Raw genomic sequence first — 13414 nt, forward strand, 5'->3', positions numbered from 1 at the left:
TCGCTCTCCTCAGTGGACGTTCATCGCGTTGCTGACCTGGACGTCGACGTCGTCGGCGGCGATGTTGACGGTGCCGCCGCTGATGTTCACCGCGCCGTTGCCCGCGTCCAGGTCGATCTGGGTGGCGGTGATGGTGATGGAGCCGTCCTGCTTCATCACGATCGACGACCCGCCGGCGGCGTGCTCGATGGTGATGCTGTCGGCCTCGTCGGCGCGGGCCGGGCGCTGACCGCGCCCCTGCAACTGGGCCCGACCCACCCGCACGGTCAGCTCACCCAGCTCGATGACCCGGTTGCCGTCGCCGTCGGTGAGGTCGTGCGCCACCTTGCCGTCGTGGTCGGCCGGCACCACCGTGTCGCCGACCGACGAGCGACTGTTGGTGGCCACCCCGACCGGCAGGGACAGCCACCAGTCCCCCGGCTGGGAGACCGGGGCGTGCCCGGTGGGCCAGAGCGCACCCACCTCCACCGGGTCGTCCGGCGCGCCGTTGCGGTAGGCCAGCGCCACCCGGGTGCCCGGGTAGCGGGGCAGGATGAGCCCGCAGCCACCCCAGGCGAACGGGGTCAGGTAGGTCACCCCGGGCAGCGGCGCGGGCTGTTCCCGGCGGACCGGCAGGCGGCGGGCGCCGTTGGGACGGCCGTCGGGGCGGGCCAGCCCCTCCCACACCGTCTCGGTCTGCGCCGGCGGTTCGACCGCGCCGGTGGCGTTGGTGGCCGCCGCGCGTACCTCGCCGATCTCCAGGCCACGCATCTCGCCCCGGGCCGCGCGGGCCGCCCGCCGCACCGCCTCGGCGGCAGCCACCCCGGGCGAGGACGCCGGACCGGCCGGCTCGGCCGCGCCCACGCCGGAGGCGTCACTCCAGCTGTCCCACGCCTGGGCGCCCGAGGTGACCTCGACGCCCTGCACCACGGTGACGAAACCGGCGGTACGCGACAGGGTGTGCCGGGCCGCGCTGAGGTAGAGCAGCTTCGCCCCAGCGCCCAACTCCCCGGTCGACGGGGCGAACGGGGCCGCGAACGAGCCGAGCAGTGCCGCTCCGACGCTGCCCAGCGTGGTGGCCTCGTCCACCGCCGGCGGGTCGAAGCGCACCAGGTCGCCGGGCTTCAGGTCGGGGCGGCCCTTGAGGGTCAGTGTCCACGCCCGACGGCGCGGAGCGGCGGTGCCGCCGGCCTCGGTGGCCGCGTACGGGTCGGTGTCCTGGCTGCCGTTCTCGGTGCAGGCGAGCAGGCCGGTGGCGAGGGTGAGCGGCTTGGGCTCCCCCTCCGGGTAGGGGATCGGCCGCTTGCCGACGTGCACGGTGCCGTCCCGGATCAGCAGCGTCCCCCGCCCGTACGCGTTGAGCGACTGCTGCAACGCGCCGCCGATCCGCTCCAGCGCGGCACGGTGGAGCAGCCCGGCGCCGAAGGCGACCCGCTCGTCGCCGGCCGCCTCGGTGGCGCCCCTGGTCATCGTGCCGTCCGGGTTCGCGCCCCAGGTGGCGATGTCCACTCTGGTCCGCTCGGCGACGGCCCGGATCGCGGCGCTGAAGTTCGCCGCCTCGAACCGCTCGGCGACCCGCTGACCCAGCCGGGCGTACGCCTGCTCGACGAGGGTCAGCTCGGTGTCGTACGTCCGCTCGCCGGTGAGCCGGCGTACCTTCGTCACCCGCAGCACGGCGACCAGCGCCTGGGTCAGCTCGGCCGGGGTCGGCCCGGCGTTGACGCCGACCAGGTTGGTGAAGAAGGCGCCGACCGAGGTGTTGGCGTCGCGCCAGTACAGGTGCAGTTTCGCCACCAGCGGTGGTTGGCCCTCGGCGGTGCGCAACAGGGCGAAGTGCTCGTCGATCAGCCCCTGCACGGTGATCGTGTACGCGCCGGGGCCCAGCCCGTCGGGCAGCGCGGCGTCGATGGCCGCGTAGTAGTCGGCGCTGGACAGTGTGAGCGCCGCGTCCTGGCTCAGCCCGGTCGGGGTCTCCCGGTGGAAGGTCAGGGTCCAACCGGCGTCGTTGCCGACCGCGCCCTGGCGGACCTGACCGGTCTGGAACGGCGTGAGCGTCATCGCAGCACCCTCCGCAGCTTCTTGTCGAGCAGATAGCGGTAGCGCAGCCGGCCGGGGCCCAGCTCGGATTCGACGCGCTGGGCGGGTGGGCGGCGACGCCAGACGAACTCGTTGATCGGTGGCGGCCCGAACTGGTCCGCCGCGCGGTCGGCGCGCCGCCAGGCCAGCGCGATGGACGAGCCGTAGTCGCCGGAGCCGCGTACCGTCCCGGCGTGCAGCAGCCAGCCGAGCACCACCACCTCGACGACGATCGGGGTGGACCCGGCGGCGACCGCCGGGCCGGCGTCGGGGCAGACCCGGCGCAGACCGGCGGCGAGCGGCACCGAACCGAGGATCCGGGTGCCCTGACGGACCACCAGTCGCAGCGGCACCCGCCCGACCAGCGCCGGTGGCGGGGGCACGGCCGGGGGCGCGGGCCGGGGCGCCAGGTCGTCGGCGGAGGTGCTGACCACCGCGAGGGGGTCGGTGTTCAGCCACTGCCGGGCCAGGCCCGTGGGCAGGATCAGCACCGCGTGGACACCGGCGCCCAGCTCGACGCGGTGCGGGAGGCCGGCGGTGAGGCTCTGCCGCACCTCGGTGAACCCGTCGGGCACCTCGACAGGTGTCTCCGGCAGCAGATAGCGGTCGATCGGGAACGGTGGCATCAGTTGCCCAACCCGTCGGCGAGCGCGCCGACTCCGATGCTGGCCACGTCGAGCAGCTTGCCGAGCAGGCTGGGACGGGGCACGTGGACGAGGGTGATGGTGGTGTCCAGGACGTCGCGGCGGGCGGCGGACGCGTTGAAGGTCAGCGACTGCACCTGCATGTCGGTGCGGATGGTCATCGAGGTGACCAGGATCAGTCCACCGAACTTCCCCCCGGAGTACGCGGCGAGGGCGGTGCCGCGTTTGCTCGCCTCGGCCATCGTCTCCAGGGCGAACTTCCAGGCGTAGCGTTCCGCGCCGACGAGGACCCCGGTCAGGGTGATGGTGTCGTCGTGGGTGGCCACGATGGCCTTGTGCGCGGTGGAGCCGATCGGCGGCAGGTGGTAGGTCTGCGCGAGGGAGATGGCGGTGACGGCCCAGAGCGGGATCGGCAGCACCCCGTCGCTGATGATCGCCGACGGCACCGTGCCGTACCGCATGAAGCTGCTGGTGATGGCCATGCTCAGCGCCCTCCGATGGGTGGCAGCGACACCGGCGTACCGGTGGCTTCGACGGCCAGGCCCAGGGCGCGCAGCGCCTGGGTGATCTCGCGGACCTCGCCGGCGGCGCTGGTGACGCGCAGCCGCAGCCGGCGGTCCTCCAGTGCCCGGCTGATCCGCGCGGGCCGGGTGGACGCGGAGCCGCGCCGGTTGATCCGGTCGATCTCGGCTGCGGCGTCCTCCATCCGGGAGATCGCGTCGAGGATCCGCGGGTCGGGGGTGAAACCGGGGTCGTCGCGTTGCAGCCGGGCGATGGCGTCGCGGAAGTCGGAGGCGTCGCGGCGCAGGTTGGTGACGAGGTTGTCGGTGAGCGCGCTGACTCCGCTGACACTCCTGGCCCGGTGCGACTTGTCGTCGATCAGCCACACCCAGCCGTCGTGGCCGATGCCGACCAGGTCGGTGCCGGCGACCTTGACGTTGGCGTCGGGGCCCTTGAGGAACAGCTCGATGCTACTCAGCGAGAACGCGGCGCCGTACTCGCCGAGCACGCCGCGGCCGTAGGTGACCATGTCGTGGCGCAGGTAGGCCCGGAAGCCGGGGCCGTCGTCGGCGCGGCCGCCCCGGTCGCGGAAGCGTCGCCACAGGGTCGCCAGGGCCTCCGGGTTGTGCACGGCCAACTGCTGGGTGAGCCAGATGTCGCCGCTGGCCACCACCGCGCGCAGCTCCGGGTCGGCGATGCGGGCCAGGGCCTCGGTGAGCCGGGCGTCGTTCATGTGCAGGCCCTTGGAGCGGGCCTTGCCGAGTTCACCCACTGCGGTCCGCAGCCGGGCGACGTCGTCGGGGGTGAACCGGCCGCCGAGCCGGGTCTCCAGGTCCGTGACGGCGGCCCGGCTGCCGCTCTCGGTTTCGGCGGCCACCGCCCGCCACAGCGCCTCCGGTTCCAGCTCGGCGGCGCGGCGCAACGCGGCCTGCTGGTCCGCCGGCATGGCCCGGAACGCGTCCTGGACCACTGCGGCGGGCTCGACGTGCCAGCCGGCCGCACTGGTACCGCCGGCGACCTCGAACTCGCGCAGCAGCGAGTCGGCGTACTGGGCTGCGTCGTCGGCCAGCCGCAGCGGCGCGTCCCCGACGATGCCCTCGCGCGGGCGGCTCAGTTCGCGCATCTCGGTGTTGAGCTGGTCGAAGCGCTCGCCGAGCGTCTCCAGCCGCACCCCCTCGGGCAGGGTGCCGCCCTCCAGCACGTGGTCGAGGATCGCGGCGATGTTGTCGCGCAGCACGGCGATGCGTTCCAGCCGGTTGAGCGCGTTGTTCAGGTGCAGGTCGCCGACGTCGTCGACGACGCGGCGGATGAGGTGCTCCAGCAGCCGCCGGGAACGCACGTCACCGGCCTCGCTGTGCGCGGCGATGGTTCGCATGAAGCGTTGCAGTCGTGGGTTGGCGTCGGCGGCGGCGTGCACGGCGGCGGCGTCGAGGAACCGGCCGGCACGGAACCGACGTGGCCCGGTCACGGCCGCACCACCGGGACGCGCGGACCCGCGGCGGCGCCACCGGGCTGTGAGTCCAGCACCATGAGGATGAACCGGGCGCCCTCCGGGCCACCGACAGCGCCGCTGAGCATCGCCTCGCGCTCCACGTACGCGAGCACCGGCTCCATCAGCTTCTGCACGACCCGTTCCAGCACCTCGTTGAGCAGGATCTCGGTGAGGAACCCCTGAAGCAGGTCACGGGACGCGGCTTCGACGATCTGCCGGGTGACCCGGCGTACCACGTACCCTCGGGCGGTGCGCAGCCCGGCGCGGACACCGAAGCGCAGGGCGACCCGGCCTCCGCGCACGGCCGCGCCGCCGATGGTGCCGGCCTCCGGGATCAGCGACAACGCGAGTCCGAGGTACGCGGCGAACAGCTCGACCTCAACCTCGGTGCGGGTGAGCACCAGCTCCGGGTCGAGCATCGATCCGTAGAGGCGCTCGCGCTGGTGCGCGTGTGCCACGTCGACGGCGGCGACGGCCACCCCGACCACGAAGCCCAGCGGCGGGCAGAGCAGCGACAGCGCGATGATCCCCACCATGACGCCGAACGCGCTCAGCGCCTCCCGGCCCAACTCGGTGTGGAACAGGCTGTCGACGCCGGTGGCGTAGTAGAGGTTGCCGCCGAAGAACTCGCCGATCTGCTGGTGGGTGACCAGGTGGATGCCCTGCAGCGCGAACTGTCCTCCGGGGATGGTGGCCGACGGGATGTGCTCGCTGATCCGGCTGGACCGGAACGCGAAGCGGGCGTCGGTGCGGGCACGGCCGAGCATCTCGGTGTTGTTGCGCCGCATGTCCTGCAGCACCCGCCACAGCTCGTCGCGGATCGCCGACCGGTTGCCGGCGAAGCGGGCCAGCACGTCGGGCAGGTCGGTGATCTGCTTGACCAGCGGGTCGATGCCCTCGGCCTCGCCGCGTTGGATGACCAGCGCCTGCTCGATCTCGGCGAGGGTCCAGAGCACCGCGTGCGAGTCGCGGATCCGGGTGGTGCCGTCACGTTCGACGATCTCGCCGGCCGCGCCGGGGCTGCTCAGCGCGGCCTCGGTGGCGAGGAACGCGCTGGAGATGGCGCGGGCGGCCCCGTACCAGGCGGTGGACGGGTTGGCCATGCTCACCGTGGCGAGGGTGCCGCCGCCGACGTCGGTGTGTTCGGCCGTCCACCGGGCGGCCTCGTGGCGGCGCAGCCGCTCGCGCAGGCCCTGGAGTTCGGCGTAGTCGGTGAGCTGGGACACGATCAACCGCTCGAAGATCGGCGCGTACCTGTCGAAGTGGGTGATCCGCGCCTCGATGCCGGTGCGCGAGCTGAGCAGCAGTTGCACGAGCATCGCCTGGCTGCCGACGACGAAGAGCTGCCCGACGGCGTCCTTGACCGCGCCGCTGAGCGCCTGGACGAAGTGCAGGTTCCAGGACGCGGACGTGTCGATCCAGCCGCCCTGGATGCGGGCGAAGTGCTCGGGTTGGCTGTAGCGGCGCATCACCAGTTGGGCGAGGTGATCCAGGCGGGGCACGACCCCGGCCAGGTGGCGCAGGAACTGCACGGCGGGCGAGGCGACCGGCCGGAAGTCCAGCGGGCCGAGCCCTCCGGAACCCTGCGGCACGGGTCGGGTGAACGCCTCGCGCTCCGAGGCGCCGACCAGCAGGCTGATCGCCGCGGCCCGGCCGCGCAGCATGGCGGCGGCCTGGAGGCAGAAGTTCGCCGGGTAGCGGCAGGCCTCGCCCATCTGGAGCCGAAACGCGATGTCGTCCATCAGTCGGCGCAGCTCGTCGCCGTCCGGGCCGAGCGCGGCCAGCTCCGGTTCGCCGTTGAACGGGGCGCAGGCCCGCATCTCGGAGTGTTCGCCGGTGACGGCCGGAAACCGTCGACCCTCGGCGCCGGGCGGGGCGCTGGGGCTGCTCGGGTCGAAGACGAACCCGCCCCGGCGGGCCCCGCCGCTGCCGTCCCCACCGGCGCCACCGCCGCCCGGCCCGGTGCCGGTGCCACCGGTGCCGGTGCCGGTGCCGCCGGGTCCGCTGCCACCGCCGGATCCGCTGCCCGCACCGGACCCGCTTTCACCCACCCCTGAACCGGTGCCGCCGCCCGTGCCGCCGCCGGGGAGCGCGTTCGGGTCCGACGGAGCGGCCGGACGCTGCTCGACGGTGATGGGCAGCAGGTTCGCCGTGCCGGTCCAGTGCAGCGTGGCGTCGGTCTCCGCATTGCCCACCAACAGCACGCTGGCGCCACCGAGGCGGACGATCACCAGGCAGGTCGGCGCCGGCCCGTCGGGCGGACCGACGATCTCGTTGACCCGCCGGAGCACCGCCGCGTCGACGGCCCGTTCGATATGCGCTCGGTACTCTTCCACGCTGGTGGTCTCGGCCCTCGGCCGGGCGATGCGCAACCGCTGCCGGGCGCCCTCGGCCATCTCGTCGTCCACCATGGCGATCAGGGCGGACCGGTCGGTGATCAGACGGCGTTCCACTGTGCCGGGTTGCGGGGTGGGCTGCACCGGCTGGACCTCGAAGTGCGGCTCCGGGTTCAGCACCGTGACCGTCTCACCGAAGGCGTCGAACGTGAAGAAGGACAGCGGCGTGGTGGTCACCATGACCAACCATGTCGGCTGATCGTTGAGGTCGAACACCCGGGCGATAACACCGTTCGGGGTGCCCGACGGCAGGTCACCGTGCTGGCGTGCCGCCTCGCGTTCCAACTCGGCGAAGTGGCTGGCCAGGTACCTGACCGGCCGTAGCAGCCACTGGTAGGTCACCGACGGCGGCTCGTCGCCGTCCACCGGCACCTCGGCGGCGTCCCCACCGTCGTCGTAGGACGGCACCCGGTAGACGGCCAGCAGGTGACGCATCCGCTGCCTGTCGAACACCTCGGCTGCCGGTCGGCTCAGCGGCGCGGCCACCCCGGCCGGAAGCCCCGGGTCCAGCCGCGCCGCCGTGATCACCTCGTCGATGCGCCGGCGTAGCCGGGCCTCGAAGGCCCGCCGGTCGTCCGGGGACACCCGCTCGCCGCCCGCGCCGGTCCAGCGGAACTCCGGCGGGTTGGGGCGTACCTCCAGGTAGCCGCCGCGGGGCGCGACCACCTCGCGGCGGGAGCGTTCCAGCGCGCGGGCCAGGGCCGCGCCGAGCGCGTCGGTCACCGCCGCCGGCCGCTCGGTCACCGACCGGGCGTCCAGCCGGATCCGCACCGGGACGTGCACCGAGATGGCCACCGTCAGACCTGCCCGTCCAGGTGGTCGGCGAGGCGGGCCAGCGCGAGGTCGGCGAGCGCGTCGGCGTCGACCGCGCCGCCGGCCACGACCACCTCGATCTCCACCGGGAAGTGGTACGCGATGACAGCGCGGTCGTCCTCGGCCACCTGCGCGGCCTCCGCCTCGCTGCCGGCCGCCGGCAACACCAACTCACCCGCGTGCACCAGGGCCAGCCCGGTACGGGTGACCCGGGCGGCACGGCCAGCACCGGTCGTCATCTGCTACCTCCGGTTGATCGTTGGCGGGCTGTCACGTCCTGCCCGGTCAGGGCAGCACGGACTGGTCGCCGGTCTTCGGGTCGACGGTGGCGGCCAGGCTGAAGCCGCTGAAGGTCGCGGCCGGGGCGCCGGAGATGGTGGCGGTGGTCGGCGTGGCGCTGGTGATCATGCAGTCACGCAGGACGAAGGACGAGAACGCCCAGTCGTCGCCGGTGTGCTCCAGCAGCGCGATGTCGAACAGGTCGCCGTCGAGGGCCAGCTTGGTGAGCCGGCCGGCGACGTCCCCGATCGCCTTGACGGTCATCGTGAAGTTCATCGACACCGGCGCGTGGATGACACCCAGGTGGGTGACCTCGCACGAGTGCAGGGCCTCGACGTTGAGCGAGAAGGACGGGCTGAACGAGTCGATGGGGCTGATCAGCACCGTCTCGGTGCCCTTGGTGTACTGCACCGCGAGGCGGGTCTTCCACTCCATGGTCTGGTTCCTCCGGGTCAGAACTTGGCCACGAGCGTGACCAGCAGGCGGCTCACGGCCGGGCCGTACGTGACGGTGACGACCAGGTCGACGGTGCGGTCGGCCCGGGCGGCGGTGACGATCGAGGTGTCGGTGGCGGTACGCGCGACCTCGGGGATGGTGAGGATGTCCAGCACCGGGATCTCGATGCGGTAGTCGTCGATCACCGACTGCCGCTTGAGTGGGCCGAGGATGCCGTCGACCTGGGTCTTCAGCAGCGTCATGCCCGGCTTGGTGATCCGCGCGTCGCCGACCAGCCCGATCAGGCCGGCGCGCAGCATGAACTCGATCGCATCGAGGGTGCGCACCAGGTCGACGTGCAGCAGGCTCGCGTCGGAGGTGAACAGCCTCCCGTCGGCGAAGTGCAGGCTCTCCCCGGTGATCAGCGTCGGGTCGATGATCGGCGTGAGGTTGGCCTCGGACAGGCCCTTGATCTCAGCCGGGCTGTACTGCTTGGCCACCGGGATGGCGACCCCGCGGATCTTCTTCAGCACGATGCTGTGGTGCACCGGCAGTCCGGCCACGGCGGCCATCGCGGCGGTGGCCGCGTCACCGTCCGCGCCCCGGGCGGCGATCATCACCATCCGGCTGGTGCTGCTCTTGAGCGGGTTCGCGGCTGTGGTGATGTCCGCGACGTAGGTGGGGCCCTTCTCGGTGGCCGGGTTGACCATGGCGAACCCGAGCCGCCGCTGGCCGGCCGCGGACATCGTCTCCACGTGCGCCTTGAGCGCGTGCAGCCCCGTGGGCGCGCCCGCACCGGCGGGGTTGCCGACGCCCGACTCGTTGGCCAGCGACACCATGGTCACGTCGTCGGCGGCCTCCAGACCGCCGAGCGCGGCGGCGTAGTCGTCGCCGGCGACCTTGACCCCGTACACCTTGGCCGGACGCGGGTCCTGCAGGAACGCCAGCTCCAGGGAGTTGTAGAGGGCGTTGCGCACCACGTTGCCGGCCTGCCGGCGGGCGAAGTTGGTGACCGCGTCGTCGAGAGTCTCGATCCGGACCGGCGTGTTCGCCGGCGCCGAGCCGCCGTCGGCCGTGGCCGGCGCCTTACCCACCACGGCGATGACGCCCGGTGAGCGCTGGGCCAGTGGCGCTGGTGGCGGCACGATCCGGACCTCGATGAACGGGAATGCTGCTGTCGGTGCCACGGGTCCTCCCGGACGAAGTTGCTGTTGCGGTCTGGGGTCTCAGGTCGTCACGGCGGCGAGGCCGATGCCGCTGCGGGCGAGCCACTGGCCGGCCCGGGCGAACCGGGCGGCCCGCTTCTGTGCGTCGGTGCCGGTGTCGCCGCCGGGCCAGCCGTCGTCGTCGAACGTCTCGACGGGGACCACCCAGACAGCGACCACCCGATGTCGTCGCCGGACGTCGTCCGGTGCGGGCACGTCCAGGCCCAACTCCTCGGCGCGGGCCCGCACGAGGCGGGTCTCGACGAGCAGGTCGGCCAGGGAGAAGCCCTGGTCGCGGATCAGCACGGCGGCGGCGAACGGCAGCGGACGCGGGGTCGGTGGGGCGGCTGGCGGCGCCGCGTAGCGCAGCTTCACCGTGGCCCCCGCGGCCTGCCCGCGCATCCGCGTCACCAGGTCGCCGGCGTTCGCCGCGCCGACACCCGCGAGCAACCGGTCCAGGTGCGCGTCGGTGAACGCGGCCGGCTGGTGCAACCCGGCCCGCAGGCGGGCCACCAGCCGGCTCCGGCGCTCGGTCTCCAGTTGCGCCGGGTCGGCCGGCAACGCGCCCAGGTCGGCGACGATCTGCGGATCCACGTCGAAGGCGGGCACCGCCACGTCGAGGTCCTCGACCCGGTCCCGGGCGGCGCTGGTCCGCACCACCAGGCTGCCCCGCCACAACGCGTCGATCCGCAGCGCCGCACCGCCGAGCCCGTGTAGGCGCACCCGCAGCTCGGTGCGGGTGGTGCCACCGGAGCCCAGCCACTCCCCCTCGGCCACCGTGACGGGAGCGGCGGCGAAGCCGAGGGTCAGCTCGTCGAAGACCGCCGCGTACGGTGGCGCGATCGGCATCGCCTCGGTGTCGTACGCGGCCTCGACCAGGTGCGCCAGGGACGCGTCATCGAAGAGCGCGGCGCGGGTGCCCGGATCGGCCAACCGCACCAGCACCCCGTCGACGAAGTCCACCGCACGGCCTCCCCGCTGCCTGCGCCGGTGCACAGTGCCCGGCTCGGCACGAGGATCGCGAAGGGCCCGTCACCGGACCGTCACCGCCACCGTCACCGTGGCCCGCCGCCGCCGCGACTGTCGGAAACTGAGCACCCGCACAGCTCTCCGCAGCCCTTGCCGTCCGTCCTCAACGGCGGCAGGGCGCGGCGCGGCCCGAGGAGGTCCTGCTCATGAGCGTGATACCTCACAGTCATATTGATGCCTCACAGTCATCACGCTCATCCGCGCATGCGCCTCCGACTGCCCCCACCCAGCGTGAGACACCCTCCGCGCGAGCCGGTTAGCGATCGGCGGGCGAAGCTCCGTGCAGGACCACACGGAGAGGATGTGGGGCGCTGGTGGCGAGATCGCCGAACACGGCGAGCAGCAGGGCGTACTGACCGGCCGGCTCGTCAACGAGCAACTCGCCGGCGTCAATGATCAGCAGGGTGAGCGGGCCGGCGTCCAGCCGGTCCCGGAGCACGTCGGCGAGGGCGTCCCAGGTGCTCCCCAGGTGCGCCGGCAGGGCCAGCGCACCGGCCAACGCGGCGAAGAGCGCGGGCCGGGTTCGAGCTGCTCCACCGGACAGCACCACCGCGCCGGGCAGCTCCGGGACGGCGCCGCGACAGACCGTCAACCAGTCGGGCAGCCGACCGTCGTCCTCGTCGTACATCAGGTTTCTCCTGGTCTGGCTTGTGCGACGACGCCGGGGGCCGGCCGGACGCAGCCGGCCGGCCCCCGGTCGGTCAGAGCCGGTAGAAGTCGGTGTAGTGGTTGGGTGAGAACCAGGTGACCCCGGTGCTGCGGTTCACCACGATCCGGTACGCGTCCCGGGCGGCGCCCTGGGTCCGCGGGTAGACGTCGTACTCGTAGTAGGTGGCGTTGGTCGGCAGTTGACCCTCGTAGTTGTAGAACCGGCCGCCGGCGAAGTTGGATTTGCCGCCGCTCCAGGAATACCAGCCGCGGCTGGTCGGGAAGCCCTTGGCGGACCAACCCGAGCGGGCGGTACGGGCGTCCGCACAGCGGCTGACATTGCAGGAGCTGTAGACCGCCGCCGAGGCAGAGTCGGTCAACCGCGGGGCCACCACGGACGGGCCGACCAGCGCGGCGGCGACCATGGTGAGGAGCAGGGCGAGAGTGGTGGTACGCCGGCGGATCGCGCCGAGCGTGGCCAACGGGGACACGAGGGTGGACACAGGCTGCCTCCAGACCATCCAGTCGATCGATCCGCGTCACTGTCGGATCGAGCCCAGTCTCACCGTTGCCGGTCGTCGGCGACAGCCCCGTCGCCCCAACTGCGCCACAATGCTCGGTGAACCCCGCACGACCCTCCGCCCTCGTGGGCCCTGACGGCGTGGCTACGGGCAAATCGGTCATCGGTTGTTAGCGTGAAACGCGGATCCGCGACCGTGGAGGGGTGCCATGACGGACGCCCCCGATGGGAGGCCGAGGCCCGCGGACCAGTGGCGACACCGGGGCGTTCGAGGGCTGACCATCGCCCGCGACGCGAGCGTCCGCGGTTGGCGGTGGTGGGCGCGGCACTGGGATCGACTGGTCGCCGCCCTCCAGGACGAGGCCCCCGTCGGCTCCGGCGCGGCCCCGCCGCTCTCCGGCCCCCTCGTGGAGCAGCGCGACGCGCCCCGGCTGATCGCGGTCCCGGCACGCGGATACGTGTACTCGTTCCACATCCGCGCCACCTTCGCCTGGTCGTCGTCGACGAGCCTGCGCTCCGAGGTACTGAGCTGGTACGTGCAGTACTTCCAGCCCAACGCGATCCAACGGCTGACCCGGCTCGCCGCCGACGCCGCCCGGAATCTGCCGCCGCATCGCGCCGCTGACCTGGAGGTGGCGTTGCGGCAGGCGCTCGCCGACGATCCGGAGTGGTCCTACGAGCGGGGTGACATCGTCATCACCTGCCGCCCCGATGCCGCCGTCCGGCTCGACGAGCGGATCATGCCGGCGCTCCAACCACACGTCGACCGACTGCTCGAACTGGAGTACCAGTTCGACGAGCAGGTGCGCAAAGCCCGGTACGCCGAGGAACTGAGCCGCCAGTGGGCGACGCTCCTGAACACCCACGCCGACGACCAGGACGTCGCCGACGCCCGCGACCACATGCTCACCACGCAGCGGGAAGCCGCCCGCTGGATCACCGAACTCCTACGCCGCCACGCCGAATATCCGGCAGACGCGGTGAGCAGCCCACTGATCCCGCCACAACAGAGCCGCCCCAGCCCCGACTAATCCCGCCCCCTCTCGCACCTTCCGGTCGCGTCAAGATCACTTAATGGTGAGTAGTTGTTTGGGGCTGTCGGCAACGGTGACCGCACGTCCCTCCCCCGGCGACCTGCTCGTCATCGACGGCCGAGCCTCGGTGCAATTCGCTGGGGATCGCACGCTGACTTTCCGCGTCGCCTCGGTGTCGGACCAGCCGACGTACCAAGGCTGGATCTGGTTGACCGGCTACGTCATCAACCGCCGCTGCAACGCGACCGCCAACGTGAGATCTACGTTCAAGCTGCCGGCCTGCGCCCGCCGCCGCGACGCGCCACACCGCATTCGAACTCCGCCGGCACTGCCGTAGCCGACCTTGAGACGGTATGAAGGTGG

At 72.6% G+C, this 13414-nt stretch carries 13 protein-coding genes; 2 read left to right on the forward strand and 11 right to left on the reverse strand.

What is annotated here, in order from left to right:
• Positions 1-9 precede the first annotated feature (9 nt).
• From KBX46_RS00830 to KBX46_RS00880, 11 genes are all read right to left on the reverse strand, one after another.
• Positions 10-2037: a hypothetical protein gene (locus tag KBX46_RS00830; RefSeq protein ID WP_210789714.1), complete on the reverse strand. Its 2028-nt coding sequence runs from the start codon at positions 2035-2037 to the stop codon at positions 10-12.
• Positions 2034-2681, reverse strand: coding sequence for a hypothetical protein (locus KBX46_RS00835; RefSeq protein ID WP_210789716.1), 648 nt, complete (start codon positions 2679-2681; stop codon positions 2034-2036). Before KBX46_RS00835 ends, KBX46_RS00830 begins: the two co-directional genes overlap by 4 nt.
• The gene (locus tag KBX46_RS00840; RefSeq protein WP_053659787.1) at positions 2681-3181 is read right to left on the reverse strand and encodes a hypothetical protein; all 501 of its coding nucleotides are present in this window, start codon (positions 3179-3181) and stop codon (positions 2681-2683) included. The genes KBX46_RS00835 and KBX46_RS00840 overlap by 1 nt, the downstream gene beginning before the upstream one ends.
• Positions 3182-3183: 2 nt before the next feature.
• A complete protein-coding gene (locus KBX46_RS00845; RefSeq protein ID WP_210789718.1) occupies positions 3184-4668 on the reverse strand; it encodes a hypothetical protein in 1485 nt (494 codons plus the stop codon).
• Complete coding sequence (locus KBX46_RS00850; protein WP_210789721.1) at positions 4665-7883, reverse strand: hypothetical protein; 3219 nt, start codon at positions 7881-7883, stop codon at positions 4665-4667. Before KBX46_RS00850 ends, KBX46_RS00845 begins: the two co-directional genes overlap by 4 nt.
• Before the next feature lie 2 nt (positions 7884-7885).
• The gene (locus tag KBX46_RS00855; protein ID WP_088948443.1) at positions 7886-8140 is read right to left on the reverse strand and encodes a hypothetical protein; all 255 of its coding nucleotides are present in this window, start codon (positions 8138-8140) and stop codon (positions 7886-7888) included.
• A 46-nt stretch (positions 8141-8186) separates the two neighbouring features.
• Complete coding sequence (locus KBX46_RS00860; RefSeq protein WP_099854053.1) at positions 8187-8615, reverse strand: hypothetical protein; 429 nt, start codon at positions 8613-8615, stop codon at positions 8187-8189.
• A gap of 17 nt (positions 8616-8632) precedes the next feature.
• Positions 8633-9802 carry a hypothetical protein gene (locus tag KBX46_RS00865; RefSeq protein WP_088948445.1) on the reverse strand — a complete coding sequence of 390 codons (1170 nt, stop codon included), beginning with the start codon at positions 9800-9802 and terminating at the stop codon, positions 8633-8635.
• 39 nt (positions 9803-9841) lie between these two features.
• Positions 9842-10783, reverse strand: a complete 942-nt coding sequence (locus KBX46_RS00870) for a hypothetical protein (RefSeq protein WP_210789723.1) — start codon at positions 10781-10783, stop codon at positions 9842-9844.
• Positions 10784-11105: 322 nt separating this feature from the next.
• Positions 11106-11477, reverse strand: coding sequence for a barstar family protein (locus KBX46_RS00875; RefSeq protein ID WP_210789726.1), 372 nt, complete (start codon positions 11475-11477; stop codon positions 11106-11108).
• Positions 11478-11550: 73 nt separating this feature from the next.
• Positions 11551-12000: a ribonuclease domain-containing protein gene (locus KBX46_RS00880; RefSeq protein ID WP_308159326.1), complete on the reverse strand. Its 450-nt coding sequence runs from the start codon at positions 11998-12000 to the stop codon at positions 11551-11553.
• Positions 12001-12226: 226 nt separating this feature from the next.
• Here KBX46_RS00880 and KBX46_RS00885 point away from each other — a divergent pair, with 226 nt between their 5' ends.
• Entirely contained in the window at positions 12227-13048 is an 822-nt protein-coding gene (locus tag KBX46_RS00885) for a hypothetical protein (RefSeq protein WP_210789730.1), read from the forward strand.
• 76 nt (positions 13049-13124) lie between these two features.
• Positions 13125-13388 carry a hypothetical protein gene (locus KBX46_RS00890; protein WP_247666778.1) on the forward strand — a complete coding sequence of 88 codons (264 nt, stop codon included), beginning with the start codon at positions 13125-13127 and terminating at the stop codon, positions 13386-13388.
• The last annotated feature ends 26 nt before the right edge of the window (positions 13389-13414 follow it).

The sequence above is a fragment of the Micromonospora sp. C81 genome (assembly GCF_018070425.1).
Taxonomy (GTDB): domain Bacteria; phylum Actinomycetota; class Actinomycetes; order Mycobacteriales; family Micromonosporaceae; genus Micromonospora; species Micromonospora zamorensis.